This is a genomic window from Dietzia sp. SYD-A1, assembly GCF_015356725.1.
In the GTDB taxonomy this organism is placed as follows: domain Bacteria; phylum Actinomycetota; class Actinomycetes; order Mycobacteriales; family Mycobacteriaceae; genus Dietzia.
Window position 1 is genome coordinate 1 of sequence record NZ_JADDKI010000005.1, and the last position, 17,850, is coordinate 17,850.

The window sequence follows — 17,850 nt, forward strand, 5'->3', positions numbered from 1 at the left end:
CGGCTGCGGTGGGGCTGGGGCTGGGTGCGGTGGGGCTGGAGTCGGCTGGCATGACGTCCACAATGCCCCCGCCCGATCGTGCCTGCACGGCCCGCTACCCGTCGAGTGGTCACTTCTGATCGCGTTCTCCCAGGTGGCGTGCCGGCGAAGCCGTCAGATGTGACCACTCGAGGAGTGGGCGTCTCCATTGCTCGTCGTGTCCCGGGAGCGGCACCAGGCTAAGGCGGCCATCCGCTCGAGCGGCTGACGCGGGGCGGTCGCGCTCACTGCACGCTGACAGCGCGTCGCCGCTTCATGAGCCGCCGCACTCGCTTGACCACAAACCAGACCACCAGGGCCGCGATGATCGCCAGCACCGCGTTGGACAGCATTCCACTCCACCGTTCCAGGGCGGGCTTGATCGCCGGGCCAAAGGCGAACCCGGCGCCTATCCAGATCGCGTTCCACACCCCGGATCCGATGAAGGTGTACGCGGTGAATCGCAGGACGGGCATCCGGCTGATCCCTGCGGGTATGGAGACGAACGAGCGCACCAGGGGGACGCAGCGCCCCAGGAGCACGGCCACGCCGCCCCACCGTTGGAAGAAGGCCTCCGACTGGTCGAAGTCCTCGTGGTCGAGCAGCGGGATCCTGCCCACCAGGCGCCTGGTGCGGTCGCGGCCGAGCGCGGACCCGACGGCGTACCAGATCCACGCTCCGAGCAGCGCGCCCGTGGTGGCCGCCGCCCAGGCGAGGGTCAAACTCATCCGCCCCTCGTAGGCGAGGAACCCGGCACCGGGCAGCACCGCCTCGGACGGGATCGGTGGCACGAACGTCTCGAGTAGGACCGCCAGCCCCACGCCGAGCTCGCCCAGCGTCTCCATGAGGTTCAGTACCCACCCGATGAACCCGCTGTAGTCGGCCGAAGGGTCGATCGGTGGCGCCGCGGCAAGGGTGATCACATCGATGTCCGTTTCTCCCACGCTCGGTTGCTGCCGAGCGTCTCTGGTCGCCGAACCGGGCGGTCACGGCCCGATCGCGGTGCAGCACATGGCCTGCGACCGTTGGAGCGTACCGACCGACACCCCGGGTTTCGCTGAGAGACGTTCTGCCGCCTACCGACCGCCGCCTGCCTAGTGATAGTGCTTACTGCTGCGCCCGCCGCCGCTACATCCGACCCTTGGGTTGGTACACGTGTCCGAAGCTGCGCGGGCATTCGGAAGACAACACAAACCGTGAAACTGAGAATTCACACCGTTTGATCCGTCGACTCATTGTCACACGTCCGCTCAGCCCCCAGTCGCCGACAGCCCCACTCTCGGGGTCGGGGGCGCTAGCATGTTGCCCCACGTCACATTTCAGAGGAACTCAGGATCATGGTCGTCAAAGGATCACAGCCCGAGGCCGAGAACTCCCTGTTTGTAGCGGTCGATGAGTTGCAGAGCATTCGGATCGAAGACGCACCGAGCGAAGTATGGGATGAAGCGCGCAAGTTCTACGGGCAACAACCGTTCGAGCTAATCGGAACGTACGAAGGAGGAGGACAAGCGGGCTACAACTTCGAAGCAATAATCGATCCGTAAGTCACGCAAAGCCAACTCGATAAAGTCGATTCCGAGTTGCAGTCAGCCGGCGCTTCATGGGTTCGGCCCCGTAAGCACTGAGCGCAGGAGCAGGGCAAACCCGGAGTGCCAAGTGCCCCCTCTGAGATGCCGCCCCGAGGGCACCCGCGATCAGCTCAGCAACCGCCTCCACTACCGAGTCGCCACTCCCCCACCGAGCCCTGGCCGTCAGCGTTACTCCCGGCGAACAGCACCGTCCCGTCCGCGCGAAGTCCGAGGCTGTGTTCAGCGCCCGCGGCCACAGCGACAACGTCGCGCCAGGCGTCCACGTCGCACTGCCCGCGAGTGTTGTCCCCCGCAGCAAGCACCCGGCCCCGGTCGTCCACGCCGAGGGTGTGGCGACTTCCCGCGGCCACCGCGATGATGTCTCGCCAGCGTCCCACCTCGGCAACGCCGCTCCCGGTGTCGCCCGCAGCGAGCACCAGTCCGTCCTCCGTGACTGCCACCGTGTGCAAATATCCCGCAGAGACACTGCGGACTCTCTGCCATCTGGCGACCTTGCACTGACCCCGGAGGGTGTTCCCCGTGGCCACCACTGTCCCGCCGGAACGGAGGCCGACCGAGTGCCAATCACCAGCAGCGACGGCGACGATCTCCCGCCACCCGCCCACCTCGCAGGCTCCCTCGTTGGTGCGCCCGACGGCCGTGACCGTCCCGTCGCCCAGCACTCCGAGCGTCCGGCGCCATCCGGCGGCGATCGACACGACCCCGCTCCAGGCCGCGACGTCGCACTGCCCGTCACCGTTCCACCCGACGGCCGCCACGGTCCCGTCCGCCCGGAGGGCGACGGTGTGCGAGCGACCGGTGTTGCGGGCCGCGTGGACGGTGCCGGCAGCTACGGACACCACCTTGCGCCACTCGTCCACCGCGCACTCCGGCGAACCGGGCCGGCCTGCGGCGACCACCGTGCCGTCGTCCCGCACGCCGACGGAATGGCGCCGTCCAGCTGCGACGACGACGGGGTCACATGTAGAACGCGTCACGCGAGGAACGTACCGTCCCGGGAAGCAAACGGTTCGCAATGAATGCGGGCGGCAAACCCAGTGCCGGTGAAAAGAAGCTCAACCTAGCCCATGCATGTTCACGATGCTGACAGCTCTGCGAAGGTGAGCCCATGATCAACCACGCCGGGAATCGGCAATCGACCACCCGCCGACGACTCGGCCTCGCTCTGGCAGTGGCCGCAGCGACGACCGCCCTCGGCCCCACCACGGCCACCGCCGCCCCGGCCAACCCAGAGGACGTCGCGCCAACGCTCGAGATCCCCCGCGGCATGCTCCAGATCGTCAGCGATGTTCTCGGTCCTGATGACCCGGCGTTCTGGAACCCGGCGATCTCAGGCACCCGGGTGTTGACCCCGATCGAACCCGGTGCCGAGGTGGCCTGCACGACGGGGTTCGTCCCGGTCATCTCGTGCCACACCGGCCACAGGTCACCGCACGGCCAGGGGCAGCGGCCGCTCGAGTTTGTCGACGTCCCCGCGCCCGGCGGACCACTGCGGGTGTGGTTCGACGTGCCCCGCCTGGGCGACGGCTCCACGGAAGAACCGGTGGAGCGCATCCTCACGTGGTGGCTCACCAACCCCACGCCGTCGTAGCCGACACCCCGGGATTCTCGACACGGGATCCGCCGCCCCGCCTGGCTGGGGAACCCGCCCATAACGCCACGTATGGGACCGCTCGATCCCATGCCCCGGCCCGCGAGGCGCGAACCGGTGCCCCGAAAGGCCGCGCCACCCACCTCGTGATCGGCACCGGGCCACCACCCGCCGCGCGGTCACACCCGCTCACGTTCTCCCAGGTGGGGTGTCCCGAAAACCCACAGATGCGACCACTCGACGACCGGGTCCATCTATCTCGACCTCTGCTCCGGGTGCCCGGATGACCTGGGCGCGGTCGCGCCGGACGGTAGCCACCGATTATCGGCGCCCTCAGCCCGTCCCGCCCGAGGCACTCTGTCACGCCCTCGGGCGGGGCCGACTTTCCCACTGCCGCCCCACGCACCCCGAATCTTCAGCCCCACCGACACAACGGGGCCGGCTCGCCGTATCGCGAGCCGGCCCCTGGTACTACCGGTTAGTCGGCCGTAGATCGGGCGAGGCCGGCCAGCGCCCGCCGGCGCGCCGAACAGGCCACACGGCGCCCGGGTCAGACCCAACAGGGTGACGACGACAACCCCGCCGCCGCCCCGCGAGAGCGGTTCCCGACCGCGAGATCAGCTCCCCGCGGCCGCGCCGATCAGCTGCCCCAGGTCGAGCCCGTTGATCAGGTCGGCCGAGAACGTGGCGGGGTCGGCGCCGATGTTGCCGAGAGCCGTCGACCCGGAGGTCACCGAGCCCAGGCCCAGCCCGTTGAGGCTGCCGGTCACGACCTCGGTCGGGTTCGGCTCGCGGATGGTCACGCAGGTGTTGATGGGGTTGGCCACCTTGCGACCGTTCGCCAGCACCAGGGTCATCGCGGCGCCCGTGTTGAGCACGTCGCCCGGGGTGGCGGTTGCGGGGACGCGGTAGGTCGTCTCGAGAGTGGCGCGCGCGTTGCCGGCGGTGGTCCAGCCGGCGCCCGAGTAGCGGACCGAGTTGGTCGCCGAGTCGCGGATCACGTCGTTGGTGACGGTGGTCCACGTCTGACCGCCGAGCAGGTACCACACGCTCGAGCGGGCTTGGACCAACTCGAACCCGGCCGGGTGGAAGTCCTCGATCCCGGATACCAGCGCCCCTGCACCGCTGACCGTCGTCCGGAACGTCACCATGCCGCCGGGCGCCGCGGTCCCGTCGCCCACGACCTCTTTGTTGAGGTGGTAGTCGGTCCACAGGGTCGAGGGGTCGTTGAACGTCACGGTCTGGGCGGTGGCGCACGAGGAGGGCGCTGCGCTGGCGACCGCGGCGTTGGTGCCCACCGACAGCCCGGAGGCGATGAGCAGTGCGGCGGCGCCGGTGGCGATCGAGCGGGTAGTGCGTGAGGTCATCTGGATCCTGTCTGCAGGCGAGGGGGCGGCGGGCCCGCTCGGTGGCGTACGTGGTCGGCCGTGGGACGCGGGGTACACGTGACAGCGCGTTGACGGCCGACCTCACCTTAAACTCTCTTTAGGAACTTCACCGAGGTAATGCCCACAATGGGCGCATTCTTGGACGAGCGTCAGACCGCGCCTTGAGCCCGCCCGATTCCTGCGCTAACCTTGCGCCACCAGAAGGGGAGTATCCCTCACACACTTCGTCGTCACTACGGTCCTCGGACCCGGCGGAGCGGGCTCGATAGGAGCCGGGAGAGACCTTCGATCACCCACTGATCGAAAGGTCCCACAAATGAACACACCCCTCTGGCTCTGGCTCGCCGTCTTGGCCTTCATCGTCCTGATGCTGGCGATCGACCTCGTCGCCCACCGCAAGGCTCACGTCATCGGCGTCCGCGAAGCCGCCACCTGGTCGGCCGTCTGGATCGCGCTCGGAGTGGGCTTCGGCGCGATCATCTGGGCCGTGTGGGGCGCCGAGTTCGGCCAGCAGTACTTCGCCGGCTACCTCATCGAGAAGTCCCTGGCGGTGGACAACGTCTTCGTGTGGGCCATCATCTTTGCCCACTTCGCGGTCCCGGCACAGTTCCAGCACCGCGTGCTGTTCCTGGGCGTGCTCGGGGCGCTGGTCTTCCGCGGGATCTTCATCGCCGGCGGCGCCGTGCTGATCGCCAACTTCTCGTGGGTGCTCTACCTCTTCGCCGCGTTCCTCCTGTACACGGGCGTCCGGATGATCCGCCAGCGCGACGAGCACCTCAATCCCGACCAGTCCCGCGTGCTCGCGGCGTTCCGACGCCTGATCCCCATGACCGACGCCTTCCACGGCCAGCGCCTGCTGGTCCGCAAGGGCGGGCCGATCATGGCCACTCCCCTGCTGGCCGTGTTGGTACTCATCGAGACCACCGACATCGTCTTTGCCGTCGACTCCATCCCCGCCATCTTCGCCGTCACCGACGAGGTGTTCCTGGTCTTCACCGCCAACGCCTTCGCCATCCTGGGGCTGCGGGCGATGTACTTCCTGCTGGCCGACCTGGTCCACCGCTTCGTCTATCTCAAGATCGGCCTGGCGCTGATCCTGATCTGGGTGGGCGTCAAGATGATGCTCAAGATCGACGTGGTCTACATCCCCACCGCCCTCTCGCTCGCGGTCATCGCGACCATCCTCGCCGTCTCGGTGGTCGCCAGTCTGCGCGCCACGAGAGGCCAGGGCGCGCAGGGCCTGCCCACGCCGGCCGAGCACCCGTTCCGGGTCGCCACCGCCGAGGAGGACGCCTCCCTCGAGCCACTCTGGCGCCGGCGGGAGCGGTCGACCCGGGAGTCGGACCGCGACCGTGAGCAGCCCACCCGGGCCTGACCGGCCACCGACCAAGAAGGAAGAACGACGACGACGAGGCGGCCGCCACCCCGATCGCATGCACCAACGGGAGTGCAGGCCATGCGGGCAAAGGCGTCAGTCGTCCGAGACCGAGACGCTGACCGCGATGTTGCCCTTGGTGGCGCGAGAGTAGGGGCACAGCTCGTGGGCGAGCTGGGCCAGCTCGTCGGCCTTCTCGGACTCCAGGCCGGGGATCACCACTTCGAGGTCCACCGCCAGGTCGATGCTCTCCTCGCCCGACCGCACCAGCGAGACCCGGGCGCCGACCGACGAGCCGTCGATCGCGACCTTCTTCATCCGCGCGGCGCTCTGCAGTGCGGAGTGGAAGCAGGCGGCGTACCCGGCGGCGAACAGCTGCTCGGGGTTGTTGCCCTCCCCCGACCCGCCGAGCTCGGTGGGCGGGGCCATCTCCAGGTCCACGGCCTTGTCGGCGGTGGCGACGTGGCCGTCGCGGCCTCCGCCGGTGGACAGGGCTTCGACGGTGTACAGCGGATCTGCCATGGGAAGTGCCTCCTGGGTTGGGGGTGCGGATGCGGCCCAAGGTACGCCTCGCCGGGCAGTGGCACCGTTCGCCGCAGGATGCCTAGGGTGGAGGCACGACAAGGCCGCGAGCGACCCACTTGCCTCAGAGTGATGAGTCGGTGGAACGAGGAGGAGTCTGAGATGTTTGCCGAGGACCGCCCCGATCCGGATGAGTACACCCCGGAGCCGGATCCCGTCACCGCGGCCGAGGAGTACGCGCCAGAAGTGAGTGTCGACGACCCCACCCGCGAGGCCAACCCGGCCGATGTGGCCGAGCAGCTGGTGGTGGTTCCCACCGACGATGAGGTCGACCCGGAGCTCGCCGACGAGGACGACTGACCGCGCGACTCAGTGGTCGCAGTGGGTCAGATCGGTCTCAGTGAGCGGCTTCCCCTCGGGGATCACGTAGGTGACCATCAGCACCACGTCCTCGTCCCCCTCGTTGCGCCCCTCGTGCGGGTAACCCGCGCCCTCGATGACCGACTCGCCTTGGCGGTAGATGTGGACGCCGCCGGGATAGATGTCGGCGTAGTGGGCGAGTTCGCCCTGCTCCACCACCGCGATCAGCTGCCCGTAGTGGCAACGCTCCCCCGTGCTGGCGCCGGGCTCGATGGTGATCTCGCGAAACGTCACCCCGACACCTTCCGCGCCGCCGTCGGCCTCCACATCGACCGGCCCGTCCTGTTGGCCTGAGGCGATGTCGACGGCACGGACGGGCTCGGCGGTTTCGGTCGAGGACGGGGACTGCGGTGACGGTTCCGACCCGGCCGTCTCGCCCGTTGGGGCCGAAGCTGTCGTCGCCGTCTGAGGCTTCACTGGGCTACAGGCGACCACAATTATCGCGAGGGCAACTGCAATGAGGGCAACGCTGCATCGGATCGGTAGCTTCATTATGGCGACAACCCCGAGACCACTCTGACTGACAAAGGGAGTTCGGTCAGTTTCGCGACACTTTAACCCACTACGCTGCTCTCATAAGTGTTCTTCGACTTTCCTGCCCAGCGAAACGGCCGTCTCATCAAGTTGCGAAGAACCGTGCCCGTCAGCCGCGAGTAGAAGCAAGACGACCCGGTGGCCGTTCTGCGACGCCGAACTCTAACGTCGACTTCCGAGCCCCCAGCGCCAGCGCGTTGCCTGCGATACGAATCTTGACCCCAGAGCGGGGTGATAATCCGTCTGGCGATTCAGCCGCCGCCAAGACAACGGAAAGTGCGCTACGGTTGCCAGCGCTACCTCGACGAAAGAGAGGCCTGCCTCGATGCCAGAAAGCATCCTCGTAGTCGTCGCCCACCCGGACGATGAAGCGCTCGGCTGCGGCGCCACTGCGCGCGCGCTTGCCGACGCTGGGCACAAGATGCGCACGGTGATCCTTTCTGGCGGGGTCACCGCTCGGGCCCACCGCCCCTCGGACGACGAGCTCTTGACCGACACGCGCGAGGCGTCGCGTATTCTGGGGATGGAAGAACCGGATCTCGGCCCGTTCCCTAACATCAAGATGAACTCGGTACCTCACCTGGATCTAGTCCAGTTCGTGGAGTCTCGGCTGGTCGAATCCCAAGCCCAGTGGGTCATCACACACCATCCGCATGATCTCAACGATGACCACCGTCAGGTGAGCGTGGCAGCACAGGCCGCCGCACGTCTCTTCCAACGAAATAGCAGCGTCCCACAACTCAAGGGCCTGTACTTCATGGAGATTCCTTCATCTACCGACTGGCAATTCGCTGGCACTGCACGGGCGTTTGAGCCGAACTCCTACTTTCCGGTCAGCGAGGAACACCTCAAGGCGAAACTTGACGCGTGTGGCGCCTACCGTGACGTAATGCGGCCATTCCCCCACCCGAGAAGTCCCGAGGTCATTCGTGGACTGGCTGCGGTGCGTGGCGGTCAGTCCGGGTATGGATACGCCGAAGCTTTCCAGGCCGTTCACCTCAACATGGCGGAGGCAATTCGTTGACGAGGTATGAACGATGGGGAAAACGGAGTTTTGATCTTTTTCTCGGCATGACAGCCGTTGTGGCTCTCAGCCCACTTCTTGCCCTCACCGCCATGGCCATCAAGCTGGAAGACAGGGGATCGGCCCTCTTCCGCCAGAAGCGAGTAGGTGCTGATGGATCTGAATTCACTATGCTCAAGTTTCGGAGTATGCCGATCGACACGCCGCACTTGCCTTCAGACGCCATTGGCGCAGTCACGATAACCCGAACGGGCCGAGTCATTCGACGCCTAAACGTCGACGAGCTACCGCAACTGTTGAACATCGTCCGCGGGGACATGTCGATAGTTGGACCGCGCCCCGCCCTCCCGTCGCAACTCGACGTTCTAGCTGAACGCACGCAGAACGGTGCACGGGCCCTCCGTCCCGGGCTGACCGGTCTCGCTCAGATAAATTCGTTCAATGGTATGTCGCCGCTGGAGAAGGCACGGTTTGACGGCGAGTACGCCGAACAGGTCACACTGGGCGGCGACGTCTGGCTAATTCTGAAGACGTTCGGCTATCTCCTCAAGCCGCCTCCAACTTACTGACAGGGCCACTCTCAATGCGCTTCGGATTCGTCACATGTGTCGAACTGGGACTGTCGTGTATCGAAGAAATATTCTCGGTGGGCGGCAACCTGGATCTTCTTGTGACATTGCATGATCACAAGTCCGCAACCAAGTCAGGTCGTATCTACTTGGACGACATCGCACGCCATCACGGCGTCCCGCTAGTCAAGGTCAACCACATCAACGACGCGGAAGCGGTAGCCGCAATACGAGACGCAAAGCTCGATTGGTTGTTCGTCATTGGGTGGTCACAAATTGCGTCCCGCGACATTCTCGACTCCACTTCCAAGGGAGTGCTCGGTATGCACCCCACTCTTCTCCCCGTCGGCCGGGGCCGTGCTGCGGTGCCGTGGGCGATCATCAAGGGCCTGCCGAAGACGGGGGTGACGCTGTTCGCCCTAGACGCCGGCGTGGACACCGGACCAATCGTGGACCAAGTCGAGGTTCCAATAGCCCCGGATGAGACGGCCACAACGTTGTACGCGAAGGTCAACGAGGCCCACAAGACGCTGATCCGGAAGGCTTGGCCCGCTCTAACCACAGGGAGATGCGACCTGCGACACCAGGACGAAGCGCGAGCGACTGAGTGGCAGGGTAGGCGCCCCGAAGACGGGCGGATAACTCAATCGATGACCGTCGCGGAAGTCGACAAGCTCGTGAGGGGCGTAACTCGGCCTTATCCGGGCGCCTTCTGGGACGAAGCTGGGCGGCGGGTCCGCGTGTGGGCCGGTACGAAGAGCGCCGAGAAAGAGGGCGCCATGGAGATCCACCTATCCGATGGTTGCTACTTTGCTACCGATTACGAATGGGAGCCAACGCCATAAAGCGCTTTTATTATCACTGCAGTACTCCCTGTCTCGATTCGTCATCTACGGAGGTGAACCCGTGAGAGTCGGAGTGCTTAGCCACTGGTTTGACCCTGAGGGTGGCGCAGCCGCTGGCCCGGGGACAATTTCCCGCGCAATTCACCAACGGGGACACGAGGTTGATGTCCTCACCGGCTACCCCATTTACCCTGAGGGAAAAGTCTTCGAGGGTTACAGCATCCGCCCCTACCAGAAAGAGACCATCCGCGGAGTCACAGTTCATCGAGTCCCTATTTACCCGAGCCACGACGACAACGCCGCACGTCGCATGGCGAATTACCTATCTTATGCAGGCGCTTCATCGATAGCCGCTCCGGCAATACTTCGAAACTCGGACGTGGCGCTTGTATACTCATCGCCCGCTACGGCCGCGACAGCAGCAGTTCCGCTCAAGTTGCTTCGAGGGATCCCGTTCGTTGTCCAGATCCAGGATCTCTGGCCAGACACCGTCACTTCGAGCGGCTTCGTCGCCGACTCAACCGGTTCAGTGATGGACCGCGTCCTGAACTACTACTGCGATGCGGTCTATCGGCATGCCGCGCACATTGCCGTCATCTCGCCTGGAATGGCGAACCTACTTATAGACCGTGGTGTGCCCGCTGATAAGGTGAGTGTGCTACCGAATTGGGCGGAGGAGTCTTCCTTCTATCCGACGGCAAAAGACCCAGCGCTCGCAACCGCTTTCGGAATTGACCGCGATTTCACCGTGATGTACGCAGGAAACCACGGTGAAATGCAGAACCTCGACATCGTAATCGAAGCCGCTGCCCAACTTCGCTCTAGGGGCGATATTGGGTTCGCGCTCGTCGGAGCCGGAGTGCGTAAGGACGCGCTTCGCTTCCGCGCAGCAGAACTTCGATTGGACAACATTGCTTTCATCGACCCGCAGCCCTTTGGAAAGATGGCCCAGATCCTCGCTTTGGGCGACGCGCAGCTAGTGTCGTTGAAAGACGTACCTCTGTACCGGGTGACCATGCCCAGCAAAATCCAAGCTAACATGGCAGCAGGTCGTCCCATTATCGCCGCTGTCGCCGGCGACGCGGCTGAAGTAGTGGTGGAGTCAGACTGTGGAGTCACTGCCCGGCCGGGCGATGTGGAGGATCTTGTGCGCGCGACGCTCAGCCTCGCGAACGCGTCCGCTGATCGCCGCGCCGACCTGAGTCGTAACGCACGCGCCGCCTACTTGCGCCGGTTTTCGGAGCAATCCGTGGGTGACTCTCTCGTGGCCCTCTTGGAGGCCCATCGCCGACCGAGGCGCTCCAAGTGACAAGAGTTGCGGTAGTCGGGGCAACCGGATTTGTCGGCGAGGCAGTGTGTGCCGCTCTCCGCAACCGTGGGCACGAAGTCCTACCCGTGCGCGCCCCTCGACTGACGGCGGACCCGAGCGCTGCAGTACCCGAACTCGAGGTCGCAGCTCTGAAAGAAGCCGCCGCGGCAGCCGATGCGGTGGTCAACTGCGCTGGAATGCCCGACGCCACCAGCGGCAACAGAACTTCGATGATGGGGGCGAACGCGGTGCTTCCCGGCTTAATTGCAGAGATTGCCGCGGTTTCTAGGGTCCGGTTCGTCCACGTGAGTAGCGCGGCGGTACAGGGAAGACGGCCTGTATTAGATGCCAGCAGCGAAATGGCGCCTTTTTCTCCATATTCCGAGTCGAAGGCTGCGGGCGAACGAGCGGCGTTGGTCCACCCGAACACCATCGTCTACCGGCCACCAGGCGTTCATGGCGCGCAACGTCGGGTCACCAGAGCAATCGCCCGACTCGCACGCTCGCCGATGTCGTCCGTCGCAGGCACGGGAAGTGCGAACACTGCGCAAGCTCTCATAGAGAACGTGGGGGACGCCATCGCCTTCCTCGCCACCTGCAGCGCACAGCCCCCAACTGTCGTCAGCCATCCGACAGAGGGCCTAACCGCAGCCAGCCTGCTTGAGGACCTCGGGGGTAAGCGCCCACGGCACATTCCGCAGCCCTTGGCTCGGGCTATCGTCGACTCGTCGTTCATAGTTGCCAAGGCATGGCCCGGAATTAACGGTGCGGCTCGACGGCTTGAGATGCTCTGGTTCGGTCAAGGCCAGGCACCAAGTTGGCTGACTACGGCGGGTTGGACACCACCAAGCCCCCGGTCAACATGGCGTGCAATCGGCCGAGCGCTGACTTACGAACCCGAACGGAAGGACAACCCATGACCTCCATCACTGGTGCGACCATCGCAATCACCGGAGGAACCGGATCTTTCGGATCTACGATGGCTCGTCACCTCCTCGACCAAGGTGCCGAAGCTGTCCACATCTTCAGCCGAGATGAGGCCAAACAGGACGATATGCGGTCCCGTCTGGATGAGCCAAGACTCAAGTTCTTTATTGGGGACGTTCGAGACGCCGAGAGCGTGGAAAACGCGTTCGTTGGCGCAGATTACGTCTTTCACGCTGCGGCCCTCAAGCAGGTTCCTTCTTGCGAGTTCTTCCCTGATCAAGCGGTCAAGACCAATGTGGACGGCAGTGCCAATGTCATCCGTGCTGCCCACAAGCTCGGCATTAGGTCAGTCGTCTGCCTTTCCACGGACAAGGCCGTTTACCCCGTGAACGCTATGGGGATGTCAAAAGCCCTAATGGAGAAAACTGCGCAAGCTTTCGCGCGGAACCACCCGAGGTCGTCGACGACAGTCTCTGTCACTCGGTACGGCAACGTGATGTACTCGCGAGGCTCGGTGATCCCGCTATTCGTTCGGCAAATACGAGAGCGCAAGCCGCTGACTCTTACTGAAGGCTCCATGACGCGGTTCCTCATGAGTCTCCAAGAGTCGGTCGACTTGGTTGAGCATGCGTTCTTCAACGCAGAACCAGGCGACCTATTCGTAAAGAAGGCCGCTGCATGCACGGTGGAAACGTTGGCCCGGGCGACAGCCAAGGTGATGGGAGTCGACGACCCCGACATCGTCAGTATTGGAATCCGCCATGGCGAGAAGATGTATGAAACCCTTCTGTCTCGCGAGGAAACGGTCAAAGCGACCGACCAGGGAGAGTATTTCCGCGTGCCCCTAGACGCTCGTTCTCTGCAGTACTCGATATACGTAGACGAGGGCGACTCGGAGGCTCGAAAGGCAGAAGACTTCGATTCAAACATCGCGGACCAAATGACGATAGACCAAACAGCTGATCTCATCGCGGCACTTCCGGAGATGCAGAAGGTTGTCGCGGAGCTAAGACGATGAGAATCGTCCTCACCGGGGCCGGCGGGTTCCTCGGATGGCACACCCGTTTAAGGCTCGCGGCCCTCACAGACCACGAGGTCATTCCCGTCACACGCGAGAACTGGCACGACTTGGATTACCTCGTTTCCGGCGCGGACGCAGTCATTCACCTTGCGGCAGTGAATCGTGCGGAAAGCAGCAGCGACGTCGAGCAGGGCAACATCCGGATCGGGAACGAGGTGGCGCGCGCGGTTTCCGCCGCGAGCCGCCCGCTGCGGGTCGTGATGTCGGGCACCATCCAGGTCGAGCGGGACAACGCGTACGGACGGGGGAAGCTTGCAGCGCAACGCGCACTCTCCGAAGCAACCACCACCGCCGGCGGTCACTTCGTGGACGTTTGCTTGCCGAACCTTTTTGGCGAACACGGGCTCCCCGCCTACAACTCGTTCGTAGCTACATTCGTCCACGCCACGATCGCGGGCGAAAACCCCAGGGTGAACGACAACCCGGTTGAGCTCCTTCACGTTCAGGACGCTGCGCAGTCACTCATCGACGGGCTTGACTGTGGCAATGAGCGCATCAGACCCAACGGCATTCAGACCGGCGTCGTTAAGGTATGGAAACTGCTACAGGAATTTCATCGCTCATATGTGCCGACCGGAGAAATACCCGATCTCAGTTCGAAGTTCAGGATTAACCTGTTTAACACCTATAGAGCTAGCCTTTTCCCCGACCATTACCCCATCTCGCTCACACCACATTCCGATCCACGCGGGTCATTCGTAGAGACCGTCCGCTGCCGCGGCGGAGAAGGTCAGTCGTCGTTTAGCACCACCGTCCCAGGTATCACACGCGGGGAGCACTATCACTTGATTAAGATTGAGCGCTTCGCCGTGATCCAGGGGACGGCCCGCATCAGTCTCCGAAAAATGTTTCACGAAGAGATTATTGACTTTGATGTCTCGGGCGACCAACCCGTAGCCATCGATATGCCTGTCGGCTGGGTTCACAATATCACCAATACGGGCCACGACGTCTTACTGACCCAGTTCTGGAGTCACGAGTTGTTCCGCCCTGAAGCCCCAGACACTTTCACCGAACCCGTCCAGCCACTACCAAAGGAGCCCAGCCAGTGAAGGTCATGACCATTGTTGGCACACGGCCTGAACTAATCCGCCTGGCTCGCGTCATCCAGCGCCTAGATGAGACAGCTGGCATCGAGCATGTGTTGGTCCACACCGGGCAAAACTATGACTACACGCTCAACCAAGTCTTTTTCGACGATCTCCGACTCCGACAGCCCGACCACATGCTCGGGGTGGATACGTCCAGCCTAGGTTCGGTGCTCGGTGGAACGCTAGTGGCCGCCGAGAAGGTGATGCTAGAGGAACGACCCAACGCCGTTCTAGTCTTGGGTGACACTAACTCATGCATCGCCGCACTCATGGCTCGGCGTCTTAAAATTCCAACATACCACATGGAGGCTGGCAATCGCTGCTTCGATCTCAATGTGCCGGAGGAGACCAACCGCCGAATGGTCGACCATATTTCGGACTTCAACCTCGTCTACACGGAACATGCTCGACGCCATCTCCTCGACGAGGGGTTACATCCGCGTCGAATCCTAAAGACCGGGTCCCCGATGCGCGAGGTGCTCAACGCGTACCGGGACCAGATCGACGCATCCACGGTTCTCGAAGACAGGGGTTTGCGCAATGAGAAGTACTTTCTCGTTTCTGCCCACCGGGAAGAGAATGTAGATTCGCCCGATCGCTTGCGGATGCTTATCGAGTGCCTGACTGCTGTTCGCCGGCGGTTTGACCTGCCGGTTTTTGTTTCGACACACCCGCGAACACGAAAGAGACTTAGATCAATTCCCGATTGGTCGGAACCCGAAGGAATTACATTTGCGGAACCCCTGGGCTTCCACGACTACAATAAGCTGCAGTTGTCAGCCGCTTGTTGCCTCTCTGACTCCGGCACGATTGCAGAAGAATCGTCCATTCTTGGCTTCCCCGCAGTAACTCTTCGAGATACCATCGAACGGCCGGAAGCACTGGATACCGGCGGCATTATAATGACCGGACTTAATTCCGACGATGTTGTTGCGGCGATAAGTCTTTCCATGAACTCAGGTTACAGTCGGGACGGTGTTAGCCATCTCACCCCGGATGATTATTTAATTGAAAACACTTCGGAACGCGTGGTGAAGTTCATCCTCTCCACCGCCAACCGGCACCACCAGTGGGACGGTATCCGTACCTAGCAATCTACGAGGAGCAAACCAGCGTCCTGTGTAACGCAGATCACGCATTTCACTGCCATGTTCAGCACATAGCTAACGGGAGACACGCCCAAATGACCACCGGATATCCTCGCCGAATTGCCCGTTCCACTCTTGGCTCGACTCGTATGCGACACGCTGAGCGCGGCGCGCAAGTGTTCCGTTCCGGTTCTGATGACGGTTCGATTGAGCGCCAGCAATTATCATCGTTGCAGTTAAGGTGGTCCCAAGCCCTGAAGCTGCCATTCTACGAGCATTGGATGCGCGAGCATTCGCTACCTCAAGAAATCCGCTCGATAGCCGACCTCGCCGATTGGCCTATATTGCGGAAGGATGACCTGAGAGCAAATCTCGATCTGGTTAACAGCACACCAAATGTAGCCGGCCACTATCGTACGAGTGGTTCCACTAGTGAGCCTTTTGACTTCCCAAAGGGCAATAACGAATTCTCGGACAACTACGCATCGATTTGGTCGTACCGGATGCAGCATGGTTTGCGGCCCTTTGATCCATTTTTGCTCACGGCTAATACAATCAGCAATGCTGGGATTTCCGGGAATGCGCAGCTGCGGACCCGAGCCCTTCGCGCGCTTAAAGACATTGCCGGAAACTCTTGGAAGGTAAACGGCTTTATACCTACCCCCGCGGCCGCCGATGGGGCGATACGAGCCATTCAGCGCACACGGCCGCGCTACATAATCGGTTACACTTCCGCGATCGCCATGATCGGCAGGCGGGCATATGAGCGAGGGCTCTCTTTTCCTTTCCTTACCCATGCGATTCTGACGAGCGAGACCGTTGACGACGTCGACATCAAGGAGGTGCAAGATCATCTGAGCGTCCGCGTGCTTATCGAGTATGGCGCGGTTGAGCTCGGAGTCATCGCTGGCACGACTGACAAATCCTCAGCGTGGCCACTGAGTACATATTGGCCTCACGTGTTGATGATGGCTGATCCAGAAGGTGCAGCGCTAGCTACCACCCTTTCGAATCGCGTATTTCCGCTGATAAACTACTACTTGGGTGATCGTTTGATTCCGGGCGATACTACGAGAAACGGGTCGGTGCTCGAAATCCTTAGCGTGGAGGGCAGAACGAAAGACTACGTCACGCTTTATGAGCACGGCTCCCCCATTCGGACTGTGGCCGCCCGTGAGATCGTATATCTTGTGCGGGACATACCCGGTATCGAATCCGCGCAGTTGGCTCAAGCTGAAACGGGCGTAGTTGAACTACTACTAGTTGCTCCATCGGTGCCGCGAGAGCAGACAATTGCACGTATCCGGTCATCATTTGAGCGAAATTATCCGAACTTCGTGTCGACTACGATATACGTTCATTTTGTAAGTCAGCATATTGCTGGTGCGCGCGGGAAGAGGGGCCCTATAGTGGATCACGGATGTATCCCTCAGGATTCTGTTCGCTACCCCCTGTCGACATGAACGAGATAGAATTAGCAACTGCAGCGCTGCCGGGTTAGGCGAAATGGCTGATTGATTGTGATACAGACCCTCGTTTGCCATTGTCTTTAGTTGTGGACTGACACCAGCACATCACCGTCGGGCCGTGAAGGACCTGTTGGCCGTAAACCCCCCCGTGTGCGCAGCCTCACCTCATACGAGTTCGTCGGAGTGCACGAAGAGGGACGGTCCGCACTCCCAGACCTGAGTTGCAAATGCTCGGCGCATGGCGCCGAGAGCCTCAAGGACGGCTTTGGCGGGGTCCGGGCGGTGACCTCGTGTCCGTCGACGTCGATGACGATGGTGTGGATTCAGCGCAAGGTTTTGCACGAACCTCTTGATTGATGTCCCGGTCCGATTCTGCAGGTAGCGTGCAATCGCCCGAGCTGCGAAGACGATGGTCAGATGAGCTTCGATCAAATCGCGGGTGCGTTGAATGATCGGCCGCGCCTGAAGAGGCTCTTTTTTTGGAATCAGAGTGCGTTGATTCAGTTCTGGAGCTGTCCGGAGTAGATGAGTGACTGCACGATGTAGTACTCGAGGTTTAGGAAGCCCAGGCCGATTCCGCGGAGGTGTTCGAGGCGACCGTTGATGGCCTCGACGGGTTCGGTGGGGGCGCCGATGCTGAAGGGAGTACTACAAGACCATTTGGCCCCGCTGTGCTGTCCTTACTTGGCCCCTCTCTCGTGACAGGTTGGGGTATGGGTGCGCCGGTGCTCGACGTCCCGGGCGTTCAGGCGGTCGCGCGGTCCTTTCGGCGTTGGGCCGTGGTGGTGACCAGCTGGCAGGAGGCGGTGCCGGTATGGAAGATGTGGGCGTTCTAGGTCAGGCGGTCGTCCACTACTGCGGCCAGTCGGGGCACGGTGAAGGTGGTGCCCCATTCGCTTAACGGAGCGTCGGAGGCACCCGCGAATGCGGCTCGCTCCTCTCGCGCGGTGATGATGGCAGATAGGGCGAGTGGGTACCCCTGGTCCGGCGATCGGGTACTTCGATTCCGG

General features: G+C 62.6%; 19 protein-coding genes. 14 read left to right on the forward strand and 5 right to left on the reverse strand.

All coding sequences use genetic code 11. From position 1 onward, the window contains the following. Positions 1 to 263: 263 nt before the first annotated feature. The gene (locus tag IY392_RS00275) at positions 264 to 962 is read right to left on the reverse strand and encodes a DedA family protein (RefSeq protein ID WP_309233960.1); all 699 of its coding nucleotides are present in this window, start codon (positions 960 to 962) and stop codon (positions 264 to 266) included. 393 nt (positions 963 to 1,355) lie between these two features. Between IY392_RS00275 and IY392_RS00280 the strand changes: the two genes are divergently transcribed. Next, on the forward strand, positions 1,356 to 1,562 hold the full coding sequence (locus IY392_RS00280; protein WP_194860220.1) for a hypothetical protein: 207 nt from the start codon (positions 1,356 to 1,358) through the stop codon (positions 1,560 to 1,562). 155 nt (positions 1,563 to 1,717) lie between these two features. Here the strand turns inward: IY392_RS00280 and IY392_RS00285 are convergent, their stop codons facing one another. Continuing rightward, positions 1,718 to 2,584: a chromosome condensation regulator gene (locus IY392_RS00285; RefSeq protein WP_194860221.1), complete on the reverse strand. Its 867-nt coding sequence runs from the start codon at positions 2,582 to 2,584 to the stop codon at positions 1,718 to 1,720. Positions 2,585 to 2,715: 131 nt separating this feature from the next. Here IY392_RS00285 and IY392_RS00290 point away from each other — a divergent pair, with 131 nt between their 5' ends. Next, complete coding sequence (locus IY392_RS00290) at positions 2,716 to 3,198, forward strand: hypothetical protein (protein ID WP_194860222.1); 483 nt, start codon at positions 2,716 to 2,718, stop codon at positions 3,196 to 3,198. 617 nt (positions 3,199 to 3,815) lie between these two features. Here the strand turns inward: IY392_RS00290 and IY392_RS00295 are convergent. Beyond that, positions 3,816 to 4,565 carry a hypothetical protein gene (locus IY392_RS00295; RefSeq protein ID WP_107757274.1) on the reverse strand — a complete coding sequence of 250 codons (750 nt, stop codon included), beginning with the start codon at positions 4,563 to 4,565 and terminating at the stop codon, positions 3,816 to 3,818. 337 nt (positions 4,566 to 4,902) lie between these two features. Between IY392_RS00295 and IY392_RS00300 the strand changes: the two genes are divergently transcribed. Beyond that, entirely contained in the window at positions 4,903 to 5,961 is a 1,059-nt protein-coding gene (locus IY392_RS00300) for a TerC family protein (protein ID WP_194860223.1), read from the forward strand. A gap of 96 nt (positions 5,962 to 6,057) precedes the next feature. Here the strand turns inward: IY392_RS00300 and IY392_RS00305 are convergent, their stop codons facing one another. Further along, complete coding sequence (locus tag IY392_RS00305; protein WP_194860224.1) at positions 6,058 to 6,483, reverse strand: organic hydroperoxide resistance protein; 426 nt, start codon at positions 6,481 to 6,483, stop codon at positions 6,058 to 6,060. Positions 6,484 to 6,645: 162 nt separating this feature from the next. Here IY392_RS00305 and IY392_RS00310 point away from each other — a divergent pair, with 162 nt between their 5' ends. Then, on the forward strand, positions 6,646 to 6,843 hold the full coding sequence (locus IY392_RS00310; protein WP_194860225.1) for a hypothetical protein: 198 nt from the start codon (positions 6,646 to 6,648) through the stop codon (positions 6,841 to 6,843). Between the two features lie 9 nt (positions 6,844 to 6,852). On the opposite strand, the gene IY392_RS19540 is transcribed toward IY392_RS00310, so the two are convergent. Further along, the gene (locus tag IY392_RS19540; protein WP_194860226.1) at positions 6,853 to 7,137 is read right to left on the reverse strand and encodes a cupin domain-containing protein; all 285 of its coding nucleotides are present in this window, start codon (positions 7,135 to 7,137) and stop codon (positions 6,853 to 6,855) included. Positions 7,138 to 7,762: 625 nt separating this feature from the next. Here IY392_RS19540 and IY392_RS00320 point away from each other — a divergent pair. From IY392_RS00320 to IY392_RS19395, 10 genes are all read left to right on the forward strand, one after another. After that, positions 7,763 to 8,461, forward strand: coding sequence for a PIG-L deacetylase family protein (locus IY392_RS00320; RefSeq protein WP_194860227.1), 699 nt, complete (start codon positions 7,763 to 7,765; stop codon positions 8,459 to 8,461). After that, positions 8,458 to 9,030, forward strand: a complete 573-nt coding sequence (locus IY392_RS00325) for a sugar transferase (RefSeq protein WP_194860228.1) — start codon at positions 8,458 to 8,460, stop codon at positions 9,028 to 9,030. The genes IY392_RS00320 and IY392_RS00325 overlap by 4 nt, the downstream gene beginning before the upstream one ends. 14 nt (positions 9,031 to 9,044) lie before the next feature. Next, positions 9,045 to 9,875, forward strand: coding sequence for a formyltransferase family protein (locus IY392_RS00330; RefSeq protein ID WP_194860229.1), 831 nt, complete (start codon positions 9,045 to 9,047; stop codon positions 9,873 to 9,875). A gap of 61 nt (positions 9,876 to 9,936) precedes the next feature. Then, positions 9,937 to 11,184, forward strand: a complete 1,248-nt coding sequence (locus tag IY392_RS00335) for a glycosyltransferase family 4 protein (protein WP_194860230.1) — start codon at positions 9,937 to 9,939, stop codon at positions 11,182 to 11,184. Further along, positions 11,181 to 12,104: an NAD(P)-dependent oxidoreductase gene (locus IY392_RS19660; protein WP_194860231.1), complete on the forward strand. Its 924-nt coding sequence runs from the start codon at positions 11,181 to 11,183 to the stop codon at positions 12,102 to 12,104. The genes IY392_RS00335 and IY392_RS19660 overlap by 4 nt, the downstream gene beginning before the upstream one ends. Continuing rightward, a complete protein-coding gene (locus tag IY392_RS00345) occupies positions 12,101 to 13,129 on the forward strand; it encodes an SDR family NAD(P)-dependent oxidoreductase (protein WP_194860232.1) in 1,029 nt (342 codons plus the stop codon). The genes IY392_RS19660 and IY392_RS00345 overlap by 4 nt, the downstream gene beginning before the upstream one ends. Beyond that, positions 13,126 to 14,244 (forward strand): NAD-dependent epimerase/dehydratase family protein, encoded by a 1,119-nt coding sequence (locus IY392_RS00350; protein ID WP_194860233.1) that lies wholly within the window; start codon positions 13,126 to 13,128, stop codon positions 14,242 to 14,244. Before IY392_RS00345 ends, IY392_RS00350 begins: the two co-directional genes overlap by 4 nt. 5 nt (positions 14,245 to 14,249) lie before the next feature. Further along, positions 14,250 to 15,374, forward strand: a complete 1,125-nt coding sequence (wecB, locus tag IY392_RS00355; RefSeq protein WP_228548837.1) for a non-hydrolyzing UDP-N-acetylglucosamine 2-epimerase — start codon at positions 14,250 to 14,252, stop codon at positions 15,372 to 15,374. 92 nt (positions 15,375 to 15,466) lie between these two features. After that, positions 15,467 to 16,834: a hypothetical protein gene (locus tag IY392_RS00360; protein WP_194860235.1), complete on the forward strand. Its 1,368-nt coding sequence runs from the start codon at positions 15,467 to 15,469 to the stop codon at positions 16,832 to 16,834. Positions 16,835 to 17,553: 719 nt separating this feature from the next. Beyond that, complete coding sequence (locus IY392_RS19395) at positions 17,554 to 17,676, forward strand: hypothetical protein (RefSeq protein ID WP_255541978.1); 123 nt, start codon at positions 17,554 to 17,556, stop codon at positions 17,674 to 17,676. The last annotated feature ends 174 nt before the right edge of the window (positions 17,677 to 17,850 follow it).

Excerpts from the sequence above, each read along its gene's own strand:
- IY392_RS00295 (WP_107757274.1), bottom strand. The coding sequence starts at position 4,565 with ATGACCTCACGCACTACCCGCTCGATCGCCACCGGCGCCGCCGCACTG.
- IY392_RS00280 (WP_194860220.1), top strand. The coding sequence starts at position 1,356 with ATGGTCGTCAAAGGATCACAGCCCGAGGCCGAGAACTCCCTGTTTGTA.
- IY392_RS00305 (WP_194860224.1), bottom strand. The coding sequence starts at position 6,483 with ATGGCAGATCCGCTGTACACCGTCGAAGCCCTGTCCACCGGCGGAGGC.
- IY392_RS19395 (WP_255541978.1), top strand. The coding sequence starts at position 17,554 with ATGGGTGCGCCGGTGCTCGACGTCCCGGGCGTTCAGGCGGTCGCGCGG.
- IY392_RS00290 (WP_194860222.1), top strand. The coding sequence starts at position 2,716 with ATGATCAACCACGCCGGGAATCGGCAATCGACCACCCGCCGACGACTC.
- IY392_RS00345 (WP_194860232.1), top strand. The coding sequence starts at position 12,101 with ATGACCTCCATCACTGGTGCGACCATCGCAATCACCGGAGGAACCGGA.
- IY392_RS00320 (WP_194860227.1), top strand. The coding sequence starts at position 7,763 with ATGCCAGAAAGCATCCTCGTAGTCGTCGCCCACCCGGACGATGAAGCG.
- IY392_RS00350 (WP_194860233.1), top strand. The coding sequence starts at position 13,126 with ATGAGAATCGTCCTCACCGGGGCCGGCGGGTTCCTCGGATGGCACACC.
- IY392_RS00310 (WP_194860225.1), top strand. The coding sequence starts at position 6,646 with ATGTTTGCCGAGGACCGCCCCGATCCGGATGAGTACACCCCGGAGCCG.
- IY392_RS00360 (WP_194860235.1), top strand. The coding sequence starts at position 15,467 with ATGACCACCGGATATCCTCGCCGAATTGCCCGTTCCACTCTTGGCTCG.
- wecB (WP_228548837.1), top strand. The coding sequence starts at position 14,250 with ATGACCATTGTTGGCACACGGCCTGAACTAATCCGCCTGGCTCGCGTC.
- IY392_RS00300 (WP_194860223.1), top strand. The coding sequence starts at position 4,903 with ATGAACACACCCCTCTGGCTCTGGCTCGCCGTCTTGGCCTTCATCGTC.
- IY392_RS00330 (WP_194860229.1), top strand. The coding sequence starts at position 9,045 with ATGCGCTTCGGATTCGTCACATGTGTCGAACTGGGACTGTCGTGTATC.